Here is a 17,964-nt window from a genome sequence, read left to right on the forward strand (position 1 = left end):
TCCTGCGCGACCTTCTGTTACTGTGATGCCAGTCACGCAACGTAGCGGGCACGAGAAGGGCAAGCTGCATCAGGCGGAGACGCACAACTCAATGAGGAGACAACGATGCTTGCAGTTCGCACAGGCCGGAGGATGCTCGTCACCACCGGCGCCTTCCTTGCTGTCGGCGCCCTGACCACCGGGTGCACAGCGGAAGCGGAGAGTACCAACACCCAACCCACCAACGCCTCGGTCGAAGGCAACCAGGCCGAGGGCGACACCGTCGTCATCGGTTTCTCAGGACCGGCGGCGGACCACGGCTGGCTCGGCGCCATCAACTCGGCGGCGACCGCCGAGGCAGAGAAGTACGGGGACGTCGACCTCCGGGTCGCCGAGGGCACCAACGACGCGAACCTCCAGATCAGCCAGGTGGAGCAGTTCATCAACGATGGCGTGGACGCCATCGTGCTCCTTCCCACCGACGGCGCGGCCCTGACCCCGGTGGCCATCCAGGCGATGGAAGCCGGCATACCGGTCATCAACGTGGACCGCGAGTTCTCGAGCCCCGCCGCTGCGCGAGCCACCATCCTGGGTGACAACTACGGGATGGGCGTCAGCGCCGGTTCGTACATCTGCGAGCAGCTGGCGGGTAACGACGACGCGGTCGTCGCCGAGATCGCGGGTATCGACTCACTGCCCCTGACCCAGGATCGCAGCCAGGGCTTCGCCGATGCGCTCGAGGCCTGCGGCCTCGACGTGGACAACCGCGTGGCAGCCGACTTCACCGTCCAGGGCGGCGAGGCCGCGGCATCGCAGCTGCTGTCGGCTGCGCCCCGGATCGATGCCCTCTGGAACCACGACGACGATCAGGGCATCGGCGTCCTTGCCGCCATCGACAATGCGGGACGCGACGAATTCATCATGGTCGGCGGTGCCGGCTCGGCCAACGCGATGCGTGAGATCCAGAGCGGCGAGAGCGTGCTCCAGGCGACTGTCATCTACCCGTCGACCCAGGCGGCGGACGGCATCCGGCTGGCCCGCCTCATCGCCCAGGACAAGGCGATGAGCGATCTCGTCGAGGTGGAGGTCCCCAAGCGCATCGTGCTGAACGCGCCGGTCGTGACGGGCGATAACGTCGAGCAGTACCTGCCTACCGCTTTCGAGTCCTAGGAGAGGTGCTCGGGGTGCCCGTCCTGGACGGGCACCCCGGCCCCGATCGACGAGTCCGCTCCGAACAAGAGGAAATATGCACAACGACGCATCACCCCTGAAAGTTGCCCTGATCGGTCATGGATTCATGGGCGCAGCCCATTCCCAGGGATGGCGGGTTGCTCCACGGTTCTACGACCTGCCGGCGCATCCTGAGATGGCCCTGCTCGTCGGCCGCAACCCGGCCGCGGTGGAGGCTTCCGCCGCGAAGTGGGGTTGGAAGGAGACCGCGACCGACTGGCGGGCCGCCATAGATCGCGACGACATCGACATCGTGGACATCGTGACTCCCGGCGGCTCGCATGCAGAGATCGCGATCGCCGCGTTGGAGGCGGGCAAGCACGTGCTGTGCGAGAAGCCGCTTGCCAATACCCTCGAGGAAGCCGAGGCGATGGCAGAAGCGGCGGAACGCGCCGGCAAGCATGTCTACGCCATGGTGGGCTTCACCTACCGTCGGGTACCGGCGGCGGCATTCGCACGGGAACTCGTCGCCTCCGGAGCCATCGGCGAGATTCGCCAGGTCCGCGCCAACTACCTGCAGGACTGGCTCGTCGATCCGGACGCCCCGTTGACCTGGCGGCTTCAGAAGGACCTGGCCGGTTCCGGCGCACTCGGCGACCTGGGCGCCCACGCCGTCGACCTCGCCCAGTTCATCACCGGCCAGAAAATGACCGGCGTGAGCGGCATCCTGGACACGTTCGTCCATGAGCGCCCGGTCCTGGCGGAAGCATCAGGCCTGGCCGGTAGCGCCGGCTCGGAGCGGGGCCGTGTCACCGTGGACGATCTCGCGCTGTTCACCGGCCGTTTCGACGGCGGAGCCATCGGATCATTCGAGGCGACTCGCATGTCCACCGGCCGCAAGAACGCCCTCCGACTGGAGGTCGCCGGCTCCCTCGGGGCCATCTCCTTCGACCTGGAGAAGATGAACTCGCTCGGGTTCTACGACGCGACTGCACCGGACACGCGCCAGGGCTTCACCGACATCCTGGTCACCGAGCCCACGCACCCCTATATCTCGGCGTGGTGGCCCGCCGGCCACTCGCTCGGCTACGAGCATGGCTTCGTGCATCAGGCGAAGGACTTCGTCGAGGCCATCGCGGAGAAGCGGCAGCCCGAGCCCTCCTTCGCGGACGGCCTGCAGGTCCAGAAGGTGCTCGACGGCGTCGAACGCAGTGCGGGCACAGACAGCATCTGGACCAAGACGGCCTAGTCCCACACCACGGTGTGCGCAGTGCGCACGCACCGCACGCCACGCCCTCCCCATCCCCGGCATCTCCAAGGAGCTCGCATGACCCGCAACTTCACCCTGTTCACCGGCCAGTGGGCCGATCTCCCCTTCGAGAAGGTCGCCGAGCTCGCCGGCCAGTGGGGCTACGACGGCCTGGAGATCGCCGTCTCCGGCGACCATCTCGATGCGTGGCGGTGGGATGACGATGCCTACATCCAGGACCGGCTGGACATCCTCGAGCGCAACGGGCTCAAGGTCTGGGCCATCTCCAACCACCTGAAGGGCCAGGCCGTCTGCGACAACCCGATCGACTTCCGCCACCAGGCGATCGTCGGCCCGAGGGTCTGGGGCGACGGCGATCCCGAGGGGGTGCGCCAACGCGCGGCGGAGGAGATGAAGCTGACCGCACGCCTCGCGAAGAAGCTGGGTGTCGACACCGTCATCGGCTTCACCGGATCCTCCATCTGGCAGTACGTCGCCATGTTCCCGCCCGTGCCGTCCGCAGTGATCGACGCCGGCTACCAGGACTTCGCGGACCGTTGGAACCCGATCCTCGACGTCTTCGACGAATGCGGGGTCCGCTTCGCCCATGAGGTCCACCCCTCCGAGATCGCCTACGACTACTGGTCCACCCAGCGCACGCTCGAAGCCATCGGTCACCGCCCCGCCTTCGGCCTGAACTGGGATCCGAGCCACTTCATGTGGCAGCAGATCGACCCCGTGGCCTTCATCTCCGACTTCAAGGACCGCATTTACCACGTGGACTGCAAGGACACCAAGATGCGCATGGGCGGAGGCCGCAACGGCATCCTCTCCTCGCACCTGGCGTGGGGCGACCCCCGACGGGGGTGGGACTTCGTCTCGACGGGCCGCGGCGACGTGCCCTGGGAGGACAGCTTCCGCGCCCTGACGGCGATCGGCTATACCGGTCCCATCTCCGTCGAATGGGAGGACGCCGGGATGGACCGGCTACAGGGGGCACCGGAGGCCCTGGCTTTCCTGAAGAAGTTCGACTTCGCGCCGTCGGACACCTCGTTCGACGCGGCGTTCAGCCAGTAGGGCCCTCGCCGGACAAACGGGCGGGCTTCTGACGACCCTCAGCCCGCCCCCTGCCCACCCCGATGCACGCCCGGGGTGGGCAGAGCTGTTCCGGGGCTGATTCCCGCGCTCAAAACCCCGTCATCCTCGGTATTTCTCACTCTAGGACATGTGAGAGAGCGCTCTCTTGACGGTGTGACTTCCCGCACATACAGTGGTTCAACACCTCAGAGAGCGCTCTCTCGCCCGTCGGCGTACGTCGCTCGAACACACACAAAGGAGTGATCGTGGAACTCTCGCGACTCAGGAAAATCACAGCCCTCGCCGGCGTCGCATCCCTGGCCATCGCGGCCTCGGGCTGCAGCGGAGGCGGGAATGATGAGCCGGCCAGTGCCGACAACCCCATCAACCTGACCGTCACCACCTTCGGACAGTTCGGCTACGACGATCTGTACGCCGAATACGAAGAGCAGAACCCCGGTGTGACCATCGAGGCGACCAACATCGACGGCAGTGCCAATGCCCGCACAGACGCCTTCACCAAACTTGCAGCAGGTTCCGGACTGAGCGACGTCGTCGCCGTCGAAGAGGGCTGGCTCGGGTCCATCATGGAAGTGTCCGACCAGTTCGTGGACCTCAACGAGTACGGCGCCGAGGACATCAAGGACACATGGGTGGACTGGAAGTTCGAGCAGGGTACCGACCCCGAAGGCCGCGTGATCGGCCTCGGCACGGATATCGGGCCCCAGGCGCTGTGCTACAACCGGGAGCTCTTCGAGGCAGCGGGACTGCCCACCGACCGCGAGGAGGTCGCCGCACTCTTCAGCGGCGACGACGCCACGTGGGAGACCTACTTCGATCTGGGACGCCAGTACCACGACACCACGGGCAAGGCCTGGTACGACCAGTCCGGGTTCGTCTGGAACTCCATGGTCAACCAGATGGAGGAGGGCTACTACACCGCTGACGGCGAGCTCAACATCGAGGGCAACGAGGCCATGCGCGCCCAGTTCGACCTGCTCGCCGCAGGCACCGCCGACGGCCTGTCCGCCAACCAGGAGCCGTTCGACTGGGGCAACGGCAAGGCCTTCGTGGACGGCTCCTTCGCGGTCCACGTCTGCCCCGCCTGGATGCTGGGCACCATCAAGGAGCAACTGGAGTCCGCCGGTGGCGGACCCGAGACCGGCTGGGACGTCGCCGACGTCTTCCCCGGTGGTAGCTCCAACTGGGGAGGGGCCTTCCTCTCCGTCCCCGAGAGCTCCGAGCACCCCGCCGAGGCCGCCAAGCTCGCCACGTGGCTGACGGACCCCGAACAGATGGTCAAGCAGTCCGCAGCCGCCAACAACTTCCCCAGCACCCTGGATGCCCAGGCGGAGATCGTCGAAGCAGCCGTCCCGAACGAACTCTTCAATGACGCCCCGTACGGCGAGATCTTCGCATCACGCGCCGAAGGCGTCGTGGCCCAGTTCAAGGGCCCACAGGACTCTGAGATCCAGGAGAACGTCTTCAGGCCCGCCCTGAAGATTCTCGACACCGGCGAAGGCACAGCCGATGAGGCCTGGAACGAAGCCCTGACGCTCCTCAACGACCGCATCGTGAACAACTAGCAGCACCGGCCGCGGGGCCTCCGGCACCACCGGAGGCCCCCCTGGAGTCTGGAACCCTCATGACCACGACACTGAACCGCCCGGCAGCCGGCAGTCCTGCCCCTCCGAAGCCCACCCTCACCTTCCGTCAGCGACTGAACGTCCTCGACATGAAGGCCTCGCCCTATCTGTACATCGCCCCGTTCTTTCTCCTCTTCGGCCTGGTGGGACTGTTCCCCCTCGGCTACACCTTCTTCGTCTCCCTCTTCGACTGGCACCTGCTCAAGGGACAGGGCGAGTTCGTGGGTCTGCGGAACTTCCAGGAGGTCCTCCAGGACCGCTTCTTCTGGAACTCGCTGTTCAACACGATGAGTATCTTCCTGCTCTCGACCATCCCGCAGCTCGTCGTCGCTACTGCCATAGCGGCCGTGCTGGACCAGCACCTCCGTGCCAAGACGTTCTGGCGCATGAGCATCCTGCTTCCCTACATCGTGACCCCCGTCGCCGTCGCCCTGATCTTCGGCAACCTGTTCGGTGAGCAGTACGGTCTGATCAACAACATCCTGGAGAGCGTGGGGATCGACCGGGTCCTGTGGACGAACGAGACCCTGCCGAGCCACATCGCGATCGCCACCATGGTGAACTGGCGCTGGACCGGCTACAACGCGCTGATCCTGTTGGCAGCCATGCAGTCGGTACCCCGCGACATCTACGAGTCCGCTGCCATCGACGGTGCCGGAGTCTTCCGCCGCTTCTTCAGCATCACACTGCCGAGCATCCGGCCCACCATGATCTTCGTGGTGATCACCGCGACGATCGGCGGGCTGCAGATCTTCACCGAGCCCCGCCTCTTCGACCCGAGAACGTCAGGGGGAACGGGGAAACAGTTCCAGACGACCGTGCTCTACCTCTGGGAGATGGCCTTCGACCGGTCGAACTTCGGCAAAGCGGCCACCATCGCGTGGCTCCTGTTCCTGATCATCGTCCTGTTCGGCCTCGTGAACTACCTGATCTCACAGAGGATCGCCACCACCGGCGACGGGCGTGGACCGGGCAGGGGCGCCGGCAGCCGCCGACGCAAACGCTCCACCGCGCCTGCCGTCGCCCTCCCCGCTGTGGGCCCCCAGCCGCCGGCCCCCGCTGCCGAACCGGCGCCGGAGCTTGCGGCGGGACCGGTCGGGACACCAGCAGACACGACACCGAGGAGTGGGCAATGACCGCCACCGAGACCCGTCCGCAGCACACCCGCGTCCCGGAGGAGCGGAGCCGTTCCCTCCGAAGGAGCATGTTCGGCAACGGGCGGCGGCCGGGGTTCCTGACCTACGGACTGCTGCTCGCCTTCTTCCTCGCCTCCGCCTACCCCCTCTGGTGGTCGGTGATCATCGGCAGCCGGACCAACGAGGCCCTCGGCCAGACCTGGCCGCCCCTGTTCCCGGGCGGCAACTTCTGGACGAACGTCGGCGAGGTCTTCGACACCATCCCGTTCTGGCTCGCCCTCGGCAACAGCGTGCTGGTCTCGGGGATCATCACGGTGTCCGTGGTGGCCTTCTCCACCCTGGCCGGATACTCGTTCGCGAAGCTCCGCTTCCGTGGGCGCAACGGGCTGATGGTCGCGGTGATCGCGACCATGGCCATTCCGACCCAGCTCGGCATCATCCCGCTGTTCATGATGATGCGCACACTGGGCTGGACCGGTGAGATCGGAGCCGTCATCATCCCCACGCTCGTCACGGCGTTCGGCGTGTTCTTCATGCGCCAGTACCTCGTGGACGTCATTCCCGACGAGCTCATCGAGTCGGCCCGGATGGACGGAGCATCGATGATCTCCACCTTCTGGCACGTCGCTCTTCCCGCCGCACGGCCTGCCATGGCGATCCTGGGCCTCTTCACGTTCATGACCGCCTGGACCGATTTCCTCTGGCCGCTGCTGGTGCTCGGTCCCGGCAACCCCACTCTGCAGACAGCTCTCAGCCAGCTGCAGTCGGCGCGGTACGTGGACTATTCGATCGTCCTCGCCGGAGCCGTCCTGGCCACCCTCCCGCTGCTGGTGCTCTTCGTCATCGCAGGCCGTCATCTCATTTCCGGAATCATGCAAGGAGCAGTGAAGGGCTAATGCCACTCGACGCGACAACCCACCCATCCCACGACACAGCCGTCACCCGGACCTGGCCGGAAGGCTTCCTCTGGGGCTCGGCCACCGCCGCTGCGCAGGTCGAGGGCGCGAGCCACGAAGACGGCAAGGAGGACTCGGTCTGGGATGCTTTCGCACGCGTCCCCGGCGCCATCGCCCACGGCGACACACTCAAGGATGCGGTGCAGCACTACCACCGCATGCCGGAGGACGTCGCGGTCATGAAGGAACTCGGACTTGGTTCCTACCGGTTCTCCACGAGCTGGTCCCGGGTCCGCCCCGGGGACCGGCGACCCAACGCGCAGGGCCTCGACTTCTACTCGCGCCTCGTGGACGAGCTCCTGGGCGCCGGGATCCTCCCATGGCTGACCCTGTACCACTGGGACCTGCCGCAGGCCCTCGAGGAGAAGGGCGGCTGGGCCGACCGCGACACGGCGTACCGCTTCGTGGAGTACGCAACCGACGTCTACTCGGCCCTCGGTGACCGCGTACAGCACTGGACCACGTTCAACGAGCCGTTCTGCTCGTCCCTCCTCGGCTATGCCGCCGGCGTGCACGCCCCCGGGCGCCAGGAACCGGACGCGGCCGTCGCCGCGATCCACCACCAGCACCTCGCCCACGGGCTCGTGGTCAACGAACTGCGCACCCGCGGGGCACAGCACCTCGGCATCACCCTCAACCTCAGCAACTCGATCCCGCGCGATCCCGCGGACCCGATCGACCTCGACGCCGCACGCCGGTTCGACTCGCTGCAGAACCGGATCTTCCTCGATCCGATCCTCCGCGGCGCGTACCCGGAGGACACGCTCGCCGACCTCGAGCAGTTCGGCATCCGGGACATCATCCGGCCCGGGGACCTGGACATCATCGGGGCCCCGATCGACTTCCTCGGCGTGAACCACTACCACGACGACCTCATCAGCGGACACCGGGACGATCAGGGCGGCGACGGTCACTCGGGCGGAGCGACACGCCCGACGTCGTCCTGCTGGATCGGCTCCGAGGACATCGCGTTCCCGAGCCGCGGCCTGCCGCGCACGGCCATGAACTGGGAGGTCAACCCGGACGGCCTGCGGAAGCTCCTGGTGCGTCTCGGCGAGGAATACCCCTCGCTGCCACCGCTCTACATCACGGAGAACGGCGCGGCGTACGACGACGTCGTCAGCAGTGACGGTGCGGTGCACGACGCCGAGCGCACGCGGTTCATCCTCGATCACGTCGCGGCGGTCGGTGAAGCCATCGACCAGGGTGCGGATGTGCGCGGGTACTTCGTCTGGTCCCTCCTCGACAACTTCGAGTGGTCGTGGGGCTACGGGAAGCGCTTCGGGATCGTGCGCGTGGACTACGACTCCTTCGAGCGGACCATCAAGGACAGCGGCCTGGCGTACGCACGGGTCATCGCTGCCACGAACGCACCCCTCCTCGCTCCGACAGGCGCTTGAAGTAGGCTTCAGCCATACTTTCGAGGCTCCGGAGATGACGATGACGCAGGACGCAGGCGGGCCCCGGCCGGTACCCACCCTGGAGATGGTGGCTGCTCTGGCCGGGGTATCGCGGGCAACCGTGTCCCGCGTCGTCAACGATTCTCCGAGCGTCGACCCGGAACTCGCGCAGTCCGTGAAGAAGGCGATCCTCGCGCTCGACTACACGCCGAACCGCGCCGCACGGTCGCTGGCCAAGCGACGGGCGAACGCGGTGACGCTGATCGTCCCGGAGTCGACGTCGAAGGTCTTCGCGGACCCCTTCTTCGCCTCCGTGGTGCAGGGGATCGCCCTCTTCCTCGCCGATACCGAATACACGCTCAACATGGTGATCTCCTCGGAATCGAAACCGGAGAAGACACGCAGCTTCCTCCTCGGCGGAAACGTGGACGGTGTGCTGGTGGTCTCCCACCACAGCGGTGACCACTCGTGGACGCACCTCTCCGGATCGCTGCCGATGGTCTTCGCCGGACGTCCCCTCGTGGGCGGCAAGGAGAGCTACTACGTGGAGGTGGACAACGAGCAGGCGGCCTACAGCGCCACGCGGCAGCTGACCGACAGCGGGCGGCAGCACGTGGCCACGATCGCCGGCCCGCAGGACATGCCTCCGGGCATCGACCGCCTCGCGGGGTGGCGGACGGCGGTGCGGGAGGCGGGCCTGGCGGAGGGACTCGTCGAGGAGGGGGACTTCACCCTCGCCTCGGGAGCCCGCGCCATGCACCGGCTCCTGGACCGGGGCGTTCCCATCGACGCCGTCTTCGCAGGCAACGACCAGATGGCGGCCGGGGCCTACACGGTCATCCAGGGCCGCGGGCTGCGCATCCCGGAGGACATCGCGGTCGTCGGGTTCGACGACGATTCCTTCGCCACCTCGGTGACGCCGGCGCTGACCACGGTGCACCACCCGATCATCGAACTCGGCAAGAAGATGGCCGAGACCCTCGTGAACCTGATCGAGGGGAAACCCACGGAGCGCGTCACGAGGATGCCCACCTCGCTCGTGGTCCGCGACTCCGTCTGACCCCGGGCGTCTCCCCTGCCCACGGCATCGTCCTGCGCACTCCTCCTCCCGCGTGACCTCTGTCTTCCGCGTGCCCTCGGGGCGCCCCGGATCCTCAGTCCCGAAAGGCCATGTCCATGCTTCCAGCTCCCCTCAGCACCATCGCTCCTTCGGCCGCCACCGGCCGCCCCGTCCGCTGGGGGGTCGTCGCCACGGGCTCGATAGCATCCCGCGTGGTGCAGGACCTCGCGCTGCTGGACGACGTACTCCTGCAGGCGGTCAGCTCCCGCACCGAGGCGTCGGCCCGGGCATTCGCCCTACGCTTCGGCTTCGAGTCCGTGTATTCGGATCTGGAGGACGTGACGGGTCACGAACGGCTCGTCGCGGATCCTGCCGTCGACGTCGTCTACATCGCGACCCCGCACGCGCAGCACCACACCGTAGCGCTGGCCGCCCTCCTGGCAGGCAAGCACGTACTGTGCGAGAAGCCCCTGGCCATGAACGCCCGGGAAGCCACCGAACTCGCCGAACTCGCCGCGGAGCGCGGACTGTTCCTCATGGAGGCGGTCTGGACACGCTTCCTGCCGAGCTTCCGCCGCGCCATGACGATCCTTCGCTCCGGGGAGATCGGGCCGGTCCGGTGGCTTCAGGCCGACCTCGGTTTCGCCGCGCCCTTCGACCCGTCGTCACGGCTATGGGATCCGGCAGCCGGGGGCGGTGCCCTGCTGGACCTCGCCGTGTACCCGCTGACCTGGGCGTTCGGTGCGCTCGGGGAGCCGAGCAGCGTCGCAGCCAGCGGCGTCCTCTCTCCCGGGGGCGTAGACGTACAGAACGCCCTGACCCTGACCTACGGGAGCGGCGCCCATGCCCAGCTGATCACCTCGATCGGCGTGGATTCCCCGAGCGTGGTCGCGATCAGCGGCTCGGAAGGCTGGCTCCGCTCGTCCGCTCCCCTGTTCAATCCCGGGGAACTCGTGGTTCAGCCCCGGCAGGGGATGCTGCGGACCGAGCGCTTCGAAGTCTGCGGGAACGGCTTCAGCTACGAGTTGCGCGAGGTCACCCGCTGCCTTCAGGCAGGACTGACCGAGAGCCCTTTCATGACGCCCGCCGAGTCCGTCGGCATGATGCGACTGCTCGACGAGGCACGCCGCCAGATGGGCCTGCACTCTTCCAGTGACGCCGGCACCGTACCGGCCTGATGTAACCCTGCGGAAACCCGGGCGGAGTAAATTAGGGGCATGCGCGAACTCCAGGCACAGATCATCGAGGAAATGGGCGTCCAGCCGAGCATCGACCCGGCCGCGGAGATCCGCCGGAGGGTCGGTTTCCTGAAGGACTATGTGAGGTCCTCGGGTACCCGCGGCTTCGTGCTGGGCATCAGCGGCGGGCTAGATTCCACGCTGGCCGGCAAGCTCGCCCAGCTCGCGTGCGACGAGCTCCGCTCCGAGGGCGTCGACGCGGACTTCATCGCCGTGCGCCTGCCCTACAACGTCCAGAAGGACGAGGAGGACGCCCAGGCGGCCCTCGCCTTCATCCAGCCGCGGACGTCCAGGGTGTTCAACGTGGCTCCTGCCGTGGACGGCATCCAGCAGGAGTACGCGGACACCACGGGCGAGCCCATCTCGGACTTCACCAAGGGCAACACGAAGGCACGGGCCCGGATGGTGGCCCAGTACGCGATCGCGGGCCAGCACAACCTGCTGGTCGTCGGAACGGACCACGGTGCGGAGTCGGTCACGGGATTCTTCACGAAGTTCGGCGACGGCGGCGCCGACATCCTGCCGCTCTTCGGCTTGAACAAGCGCCAGAACCGCGCCCTGCTGAAGGAGCTCGGAGCACCCGCTGCGCTCTACGACAAGATCCCCACGGCGGACCTGCTCGATGACCGCCCAGGCCAGGCCGACGAGCAGGAACTGGGCCTCACCTACGAGCAGATCGACGACTACCTCGAGGGCCGCGAGGTGGATCCCGATGCGGCGAAGTCGATCGAGCACCGCTACTGGATCACACGGCACAAGCGCACGGTGCCCGTGACTCTCTTCGATTCCTGGTGGCGGGAGTAAACACCGCCGTTGGTAACGTAGGGTCCGTGAAGATCGCCACCTGGAACGTCAACTCCCTCCGTGCCCGAGCCGACCGCGTCGAGGCCTGGCTGAACAGGTCCGACGTCGACATCCTGGCCATCCAGGAGACCAAGTGCAAGGACGACAACTTCCCGTGGGAGCTGTTCGAGAACAGCGGCTTCGAAGTGGCACACTTCGGCCTCAGCCAGTGGAACGGCGTGGCCATCGCCTCCCGCGTGGGGCTCGACGACGTCGAGCGCACCTTCCCCGACCAGCCGACGTTCGGCAAGCCCGGGGCCGAGGCGGTGCAGGAGGCGCGGGCCATTGCTGCCACCTGTGGGGGTGTGCGCGTCTGGAGCCTGTACGTGCCGAACGGCCGCGCCCTGGACGATCCGCACATGCCCTACAAGATCGAGTGGCTCGAAACCCTGCGCGGTCACGCGGAGCAGTGGATCACCGACGACCCCGCGGCGCAGATCGCACTCATGGGTGATTGGAATATCGCTCCGCAGGACGAGGACGTCTGGGATATCGAGCTCTTCGTCAATGGTGGCTACACGCACGTGAGTCCTCCCGAGCGGGCCGCCTTCCAGTCCTTCCTCGACTCCGGCTTCGCCGACCTCGCGCGCCCGTTCACGCCCGGTCCCGGCCTCTACACCTACTGGGACTACAAGCAGCTTCGCTTCCCCAAGAAGGAGGGCATGCGGATCGACTTCGTCCTCGGCTCCCCCGCCCTGGCGGCGCGCGCGACCGACGCCTTCGTGGACCGCGAGGAACGCAAGGGCAAGGGCGCCTCGGATCATGCTCCCGTCGTCGTGGAACTCAGCGGACCGTGAGCCGGATGGGCGGTGGCGCCCGGCCGTTCCCCTACGTCTCCTACCTCCGCGTCTACGAGCCCCTCGAGGCGTTCTCCGATGCGCAGCAGTTGGCGATCCTCGAACAGCGGGCGCGTGAGCGGGGCCTGACCGAGAGCATCGAGCACGAACAGTCGCTGCGGCGGGTTCTGCGCTCGGTGTCCGATCCTTTTCCGCACCACGAGCCCGACCTCGTCCGCGTCACGCACTTCCCGAGCCTGAACGGCACGACGGCGCCCTACTACTGCCCCAACCAGCTCGCCGTCCGCACCACGCTGGCCGCGGAATCCCTCGATCAGAGCCTGCGTGGGCCCCTGATCGACGTCCTGGTGCCCGAGGTGGCCCGCGAGGCGCACCAGGCACGGCTGGATCCGGACACGTTCGCCGACTCGGTCGCCAAGCTGTACACCCGGTCAGCCACGTGGGGGGTACCGTTCGCCTGGTTCGCCCTGATCCATGAGGACGATCTCACCGAGGTGGTCGAGGACGACGGCCGGGTCACCACCGTCCGGATCACGGCGAGGATCGGGGACTGCATCGACCGCGGACGGCGTTCGGTCGCCCAGCTCGCGATCGGGGCGCCGGAGATGGACCTGCTCGACGAACTCACCGAGATCGTCGAGTGGCTCGAGATCTTCCGCCGGGACGCCGTGGTCGAGGTCGACTACGGCCCGGTGGCGGACCGCGTCTTCCCGGACGACTCGCCGATGGACGTGCGCCTCGGCATCGAGAGCCTCGCCGAAGCCGACATGATGGGGGCGGCGGCGTCCTACCGGCGCCTCGCCTCCCGCTGGATCCCGATCCGCCAGCTCGCCCGGGCCTCCTGACGAGCCGGCCCGCACTCCTCAGTCCCTGACGCGTCCCGTCGAAGCCCGTTCGACGAGCACATGGGGGCGCGACGGCGGATAATCCGCCGGCTCGTTCCGCAGCAGCTCCCCGAGCAGGAGGTCCGCCGCATAGGCGCCCTGGTCCGCGGGATCCTGGCGGATGGTCGTCAGGCCCATGGGCTCGGCGAACTCGTGGTCGTCGATCCCGATCACCGACAGGTCCCCCGGCACATCGATGCCGAGCTCCGCGGCGGCCCTGAGCACCCCGAACGCCATCTCGTCCGCGGAGCAGAACACCGCTGTCGGCCGGTCCCCCGGATCGGCGAGCAGGGCGAGCGCGGAGACACGGGACGTGGCGAACCGGAAATCGCCGAAGGCCGACCAGTCCCCCCGCACCGGGAGGCCGTGGTCCGCCATCGTCTGCTTGAACGCCTGTTCCCGGAGCCGCGGCACCTCGAAATCGATGTCGAAGGACCCGCCGCCGCGCATGTGCGCGATCTTCGTGTGGCCGAGCTCGATGAGGTGCTCGACGGCGTCGCGGACGGCCCGGGAGTCGTCGATCCCGACATGGCGCACGCCCTCGACCGCCCCGCCGACGACGATATTGGGATACTCGAGCTGCTGCACGGCCTTCCGCTCCTCCGCGGTCAGGTGCATGCACATGACCAGCAGGGCATCGATGCGCTTGCGCAGGATGGAACGGTGGAAGACGCGGTCCCTGTTCACGCCCGCACCACCGAGGCTGAACACGATGAGGTCGTAGCCCGCGGAACGCAGCTGGCGGTCGACGCCCTCGAGCACCGCGGAGAAGTACCACCGATCGATCACCGGGACGAGGACGCCCATCGCCATCGTGCGACCGGATGCGAGCCCGGAGGCGGACGACGACGGGACGTAGCCGAGCTCCCTGGCGGTCGTGGTGACGCGCGCCCGTGTTTCGTCCGCGACGCCGGGCAGTCCGCGCAGTGCCCGGGACACCGTGGCCGTGGACACCCCGAGGGAAGCGGCGACGTCGTCGATGCTCGTCATCGGTCAGCCCTTCAGGCCGCCCGCCAGCAGCCCGCGGACGAAGTACCTCTGCAGCCCGAAGAACACGGCGAGGGGAACGATGATGGAGACGAAGGCGCCTGCAGTCAGGCGCTGCCACTCGCCGCCCCTCGAACCCTGGATCTCGGCGAGGCGCTGGGTGATCGGTGCGACGTCGGCGCCCCCGCCCGAGAACACGAGTGCCACGAGGAGGTCGTTCCAGAGCCACAGGAACTGGAAGATGCCGAACGAGGCCAGGGCCGGGGTCGCCAGCGGAACGATGATCCGCCAGAAGATCGTGCTGTGGCCGGCTCCGTCCACGCGGGCCGCCTCGATGACCTCACCGGGGATCTCCGCTATGAAGTTGTGCAGGAGGAAGATGGCCAGCGGCAGGCCGAAGATGGTGTGTGCCACCCACAGCTGGGCGTAGGTCCCACTTGGAAGGACCTGGAAGTCACCGAACTTGAGCACCTGCGTGAAGAGCTGCAGGAGCGGGATCAGTGCCATCTGGAGGGGGACGATCTGCAGGGCGAAGACGAAGATGAAGAGGTTGTCCTTGCCCTTGAAGCGGCCCCACGCGAACATGTACGCGGCCATGGCTCCCAGTACCAGCGTGAAGATGGTGCCGGGTATGACGATCGCCAGGGAGTTCACGAAGTAGGACAGCAGGTTGGGCGACTGGCTCCCGCCCGGGCTCAGCACCTCGGCGTAGTTCTCGAGCGTGAACTGGCGATCGGTGATGACGTTCCACCAGCCGTTGCCCTTGATGTTGTCCTCCGGGCGGAAGGACGAGATCAGGAGGCCGAACGTCGGGATGGTCCAGATGACGGCGATGATGACGGCGGCAGCCGTGGCGGTACGGGACGTCAGCCTCTGCTTCACCCGCTTCTGCAGGGTGGGACGGGCCTGCGCGTCATCGTCGTCGACGTCCGGCAGGAGGCTCTTGTTGTTCTCGAGGGGAACGGTGCTCATCGGATTTCCTTCTGCTTGCGGAGCAGCCGGGCGTTGTAGACGACCACGGGCAGCACCATCAGGAACAGGACCAGGGCCAGGGCGGCACCCCGTCCGGGCTCTCCTGCCCTGAAGGCCTGGGTGTACATCTCGTTGGCGACCACCGACGTCTCGTACTGGCCCGCGGTCATGGTCCGGACGATGTCGAAGACCTTGAGCGTGCCGATCGTGATGGTGGTGATCACCACGATCAGGGACCCGCGGATCGTGGGGATGGTGACATTGCGGAACTGCTGCCACGCACTCGCACCGTCGAGCCTCGCAGCCTCGACGATCTCCGTGGGGATGCCCTTGATGGCGGCCGAGAGGACCACCATGGCGAAACCGGTCTGGATCCAGATCATGACGGCGATCAGGAAGAAGGTGTTCTCGGGGGCGTCGAGCAGGAACTGCTTGGGTTCCTGGCCCAGCCACACGAGGACCTGGTTGAGGAGCCCGATCTGGTCCTGTTCCGCGCCCTTGTAGGCGTAGACGAAGCGCCAGATCACGCCGGCGCCGACGAAGGAGATGGCCATGGGCATGAAGACGAGGGCCTTCAGCGCCTTCTCGCCGCGCGCTCGGTCGATGAACACCGCGTAGGCGAGGCCGATCGAGGATGCGAGCAACGGGACGAGGACAACCCAGATCAGGGTGTTCCTCAGGGTGACCAGCGCCTCCGGCTGCGTGAACATCCAGACGAAGTTGTCCAGACCGACGAACTCGCCGTTGCGGTCCGTGAAGGAGAGGTACGAGGTCTGGAGTGCCGGGAAGACCAGCCCGACCGCCAGCAGGATGAGGGCCGGCGCCAGGAACCCTGCGACCTGGAGCTTCTCGCGTCCGGACTTCGGCGCCCGGTCCACGACCAGCATGATGAGGCCGATGATGGCCGCGAAGATGGCGAGCCCCACCACCACCTGTAAACCTTTGTCAGCGAAATCTTCCACAGCCCAGCCTCCTTGGTGCGCGTGATGAAGTGATCTAGGGGAAGGGCGGCACGAGGGGCCACGCCGCACCGGGCGGTGTGGCCCCTCGGCCGACGACGGCTGGCGCCGTCACCCCGGAGGGGCGCCGGCACCAGCCGTCACTGCATCAGGACGCGGGCCAGCTGTCCTCGACGGTCTGCGTGACTTCCTCGGTGGAGGAGCCGTTGATCCAGTTCACGATGCCGCTCCAGAAGGAGTTGGCGCCGACGGCACCGGGCATCAGGTCCGAGCCGTCGAAGCGGAACACCGTGTTGGGGTCCTGCAGCAGTTCGATGGACTGGCGGTCGAGATCCGAGCCGGCGAGCTCCGGGTCCAGGCCCTTGTTGGCACTGATGGCACCACCCTGCTCCACGCGGGCGTTGGCGAACTCGGCGCTCGCGAGGAAGGACTGCAGGGCGACGACCTCGGGACGGTCCGAGTAGGCACCGACCATCTCGCCGCCACCGGTGATAGCCGTACCCGAGGCGGGGTCGACGGGAGGCGTCATGAAGGCCCACACATCGCCGTCCTCGGCGACCTCCGTCCCCTCGGGCCAGTTGGCTGCCTGGAAGGACGCCTGGTGGTGCATGGCGCACTGGCCGTCGAGCACGGGCTGCCCGGCTTCGGCGAAGGCCGTGGACAGGATGGAGCGGGAGTCGCCGAAGCCGCCGTTGACGTAGTCGTCGTTCTTGAGGATCTCGCCGACGCGGTCGAAGGATTCGACGATGCGCGGGTCGTTGAACGGGATCTCGTGGGCGACCCACTGGTCGTAGACCTCCGGGCCGTGCTCGCGGAGCACAGCATCCTCGACCCAGTCGGTTCCGGGCCAGCCGGTCGCCTCACCGGACTCGAAGCCTGCGCACCAGGGCTTCATCTCCTCTTCCTCGCTGGCGATCCTCTCCGTCAGCTCGGTCATCTCGTCCCAGGTGGCCGGAACCTCCCAGCCCTTCTCCTCGAAGGTCGCGGGGACGTACCAGACGTAGCCCTTGATGTTCGCGAGCATCGGTGCCGCGTAGAAGGTGCCGTCGACGGTGCCGTACTTCTTCCAGTCGGGGGACCAGCCCTCGTCGACGAGGTCCGAGACGGCCTGCGGCGCCGGCTTCAGATTCTCCGCCTGGGCGGCGAGCAGGCCCGGCTGCGGGAAGATCGCGAGGTCGGGAGCCGTGCCACCCTGGGCGCGCACGCCGATCTGGGTCTCGAACTCCTTGGACCCCTCGTAGGCCACCTCGATGCCGGTGCACTCCGAGAAATCGGCCCATGAGTTCTCCAGCAGCTCGGCCTCGACGTCGACGATGGTCGAGTAGACACTGACCTCGGCGTCCTCGAACGTCCCGTAGGACTCGTAGGCTGCGCAGTCGGCGTCGCCCGAGCCGCCTGCACTGTCGGATCCTTCGGAACCACAACCGGCGAGGGCGAAGAGGGAAACGCTGAGCGCTGCAGTGGGTAGCAGATACTTGCGTGAGCGAATATTCGCCATTGAAACAGACTCCTTTGTCTTGCGGTACTTCCGTGAATCGGACGCACAGCTTCGAGAGCCGCTCGCCGGGGTCGTGCCGCCTCACTGAATGATGACGTTAGCGTAAGCGCTTA

16 protein-coding genes are annotated in these 17,964 nt (G+C 67.2%); 12 read left to right on the plus strand and 4 right to left on the minus strand.

All coding sequences use genetic code 11. The annotated features are described in order from the left end of the window. Window positions 1-105 precede the first annotated feature (105 nt). From AC1MFI_RS03830 to AC1MFI_RS03885, 12 genes are all read left to right on the plus strand, one after another. Entirely contained in the window at window positions 106-1,149 is a 1,044-nt protein-coding gene (locus AC1MFI_RS03830) for a substrate-binding domain-containing protein (protein WP_479819808.1), read from the plus strand. Between the two features lie 76 nt (window positions 1,150-1,225). Further along, window positions 1,226-2,398, plus strand: coding sequence for a Gfo/Idh/MocA family protein (locus tag AC1MFI_RS03835; RefSeq protein ID WP_479819809.1), 1,173 nt, complete (start codon window positions 1,226-1,228; stop codon window positions 2,396-2,398). A 78-nt stretch (window positions 2,399-2,476) separates the two neighbouring features. Beyond that, entirely contained in the window at window positions 2,477-3,475 is a 999-nt protein-coding gene (locus AC1MFI_RS03840) for a sugar phosphate isomerase/epimerase family protein (RefSeq protein WP_479819810.1), read from the plus strand. A 266-nt stretch (window positions 3,476-3,741) separates the two neighbouring features. Continuing rightward, window positions 3,742-5,061 carry an ABC transporter substrate-binding protein gene (locus AC1MFI_RS03845; protein ID WP_479819812.1) on the plus strand — a complete coding sequence of 440 codons (1,320 nt, stop codon included), beginning with the start codon at window positions 3,742-3,744 and terminating at the stop codon, window positions 5,059-5,061. A gap of 59 nt (window positions 5,062-5,120) precedes the next feature. Then, the gene (locus AC1MFI_RS03850) at window positions 5,121-6,257 is read left to right on the plus strand and encodes a carbohydrate ABC transporter permease (protein WP_479819814.1); all 1,137 of its coding nucleotides are present in this window, start codon (window positions 5,121-5,123) and stop codon (window positions 6,255-6,257) included. Next, window positions 6,254-7,153 (plus strand): carbohydrate ABC transporter permease, encoded by a 900-nt coding sequence (locus AC1MFI_RS03855; protein ID WP_479819816.1) that lies wholly within the window; start codon window positions 6,254-6,256, stop codon window positions 7,151-7,153. The genes AC1MFI_RS03850 and AC1MFI_RS03855 overlap by 4 nt, the downstream gene beginning before the upstream one ends. After that, window positions 7,153-8,613, plus strand: coding sequence for a GH1 family beta-glucosidase (locus AC1MFI_RS03860; RefSeq protein ID WP_479819818.1), 1,461 nt, complete (start codon window positions 7,153-7,155; stop codon window positions 8,611-8,613). The genes AC1MFI_RS03855 and AC1MFI_RS03860 overlap by 1 nt, the downstream gene beginning before the upstream one ends. Window positions 8,614-8,653: 40 nt before the next feature. Continuing rightward, on the plus strand, window positions 8,654-9,673 hold the full coding sequence (locus AC1MFI_RS03865; RefSeq protein ID WP_479820774.1) for a LacI family DNA-binding transcriptional regulator: 1,020 nt from the start codon (window positions 8,654-8,656) through the stop codon (window positions 9,671-9,673). Between the two features lie 116 nt (window positions 9,674-9,789). Beyond that, complete coding sequence (locus AC1MFI_RS03870) at window positions 9,790-10,851, plus strand: Gfo/Idh/MocA family protein (RefSeq protein ID WP_479819820.1); 1,062 nt, start codon at window positions 9,790-9,792, stop codon at window positions 10,849-10,851. 39 nt (window positions 10,852-10,890) lie between these two features. Next, window positions 10,891-11,715, plus strand: a complete 825-nt coding sequence (gene nadE, locus AC1MFI_RS03875) for an ammonia-dependent NAD(+) synthetase (RefSeq protein ID WP_479819822.1) — start codon at window positions 10,891-10,893, stop codon at window positions 11,713-11,715. A gap of 26 nt (window positions 11,716-11,741) precedes the next feature. Beyond that, window positions 11,742-12,551 carry an exodeoxyribonuclease III gene (locus AC1MFI_RS03880; protein ID WP_479819824.1) on the plus strand — a complete coding sequence of 270 codons (810 nt, stop codon included), beginning with the start codon at window positions 11,742-11,744 and terminating at the stop codon, window positions 12,549-12,551. A gap of 5 nt (window positions 12,552-12,556) precedes the next feature. Next, window positions 12,557-13,396 (plus strand): DUF8083 family protein, encoded by an 840-nt coding sequence (locus AC1MFI_RS03885; RefSeq protein ID WP_479819826.1) that lies wholly within the window; start codon window positions 12,557-12,559, stop codon window positions 13,394-13,396. Window positions 13,397-13,414: 18 nt separating this feature from the next. On the opposite strand, the gene AC1MFI_RS03890 is transcribed toward AC1MFI_RS03885, so the two are convergent. From AC1MFI_RS03890 to AC1MFI_RS03905, 4 genes are all read right to left on the minus strand, one after another. Continuing rightward, window positions 13,415-14,425 carry a LacI family DNA-binding transcriptional regulator gene (locus AC1MFI_RS03890; protein ID WP_479819828.1) on the minus strand — a complete coding sequence of 337 codons (1,011 nt, stop codon included), beginning with the start codon at window positions 14,423-14,425 and terminating at the stop codon, window positions 13,415-13,417. Window positions 14,426-14,428: 3 nt separating this feature from the next. After that, window positions 14,429-15,394, minus strand: coding sequence for a carbohydrate ABC transporter permease (locus tag AC1MFI_RS03895; protein ID WP_479819829.1), 966 nt, complete (start codon window positions 15,392-15,394; stop codon window positions 14,429-14,431). Continuing rightward, the gene (locus tag AC1MFI_RS03900) at window positions 15,391-16,356 is read right to left on the minus strand and encodes a carbohydrate ABC transporter permease (RefSeq protein ID WP_479819831.1); all 966 of its coding nucleotides are present in this window, start codon (window positions 16,354-16,356) and stop codon (window positions 15,391-15,393) included. The genes AC1MFI_RS03895 and AC1MFI_RS03900 overlap by 4 nt, the downstream gene beginning before the upstream one ends. 145 nt (window positions 16,357-16,501) lie before the next feature. Next, entirely contained in the window at window positions 16,502-17,851 is a 1,350-nt protein-coding gene (locus AC1MFI_RS03905) for an ABC transporter substrate-binding protein (protein WP_479819832.1), read from the minus strand. Between the last annotated feature and the right edge of the window lie 113 nt (window positions 17,852-17,964).

It is taken from the genome of Arthrobacter sp. BC5 (genome assembly GCF_056680255.1).

Coding starts and splice junctions, on each gene's coding strand:
- AC1MFI_RS03830 (WP_479819808.1), top strand. CDS start 106: ATGCTTGCAGTTCGCACAGGCCGGAGGATGCTCGTCACCACCGGCGCC.
- AC1MFI_RS03835 (WP_479819809.1), top strand. CDS start 1,226: ATGCACAACGACGCATCACCCCTGAAAGTTGCCCTGATCGGTCATGGA.
- AC1MFI_RS03840 (WP_479819810.1), top strand. CDS start 2,477: ATGACCCGCAACTTCACCCTGTTCACCGGCCAGTGGGCCGATCTCCCC.
- AC1MFI_RS03850 (WP_479819814.1), top strand. CDS start 5,121: ATGACCACGACACTGAACCGCCCGGCAGCCGGCAGTCCTGCCCCTCCG.
- AC1MFI_RS03855 (WP_479819816.1), top strand. CDS start 6,254: ATGACCGCCACCGAGACCCGTCCGCAGCACACCCGCGTCCCGGAGGAG.
- AC1MFI_RS03860 (WP_479819818.1), top strand. CDS start 7,153: ATGCCACTCGACGCGACAACCCACCCATCCCACGACACAGCCGTCACC.
- AC1MFI_RS03865 (WP_479820774.1), top strand. CDS start 8,654: ATGACGCAGGACGCAGGCGGGCCCCGGCCGGTACCCACCCTGGAGATG.
- AC1MFI_RS03870 (WP_479819820.1), top strand. CDS start 9,790: ATGCTTCCAGCTCCCCTCAGCACCATCGCTCCTTCGGCCGCCACCGGC.
- nadE (WP_479819822.1), top strand. CDS start 10,891: ATGCGCGAACTCCAGGCACAGATCATCGAGGAAATGGGCGTCCAGCCG.
- AC1MFI_RS03885 (WP_479819826.1), top strand. CDS start 12,557: ATGGGCGGTGGCGCCCGGCCGTTCCCCTACGTCTCCTACCTCCGCGTC.
- AC1MFI_RS03890 (WP_479819828.1), bottom strand. CDS start 14,425: ATGACGAGCATCGACGACGTCGCCGCTTCCCTCGGGGTGTCCACGGCC.
- AC1MFI_RS03895 (WP_479819829.1), bottom strand. CDS start 15,394: ATGAGCACCGTTCCCCTCGAGAACAACAAGAGCCTCCTGCCGGACGTC.
- AC1MFI_RS03905 (WP_479819832.1), bottom strand. CDS start 17,851: ATGGCGAATATTCGCTCACGCAAGTATCTGCTACCCACTGCAGCGCTC.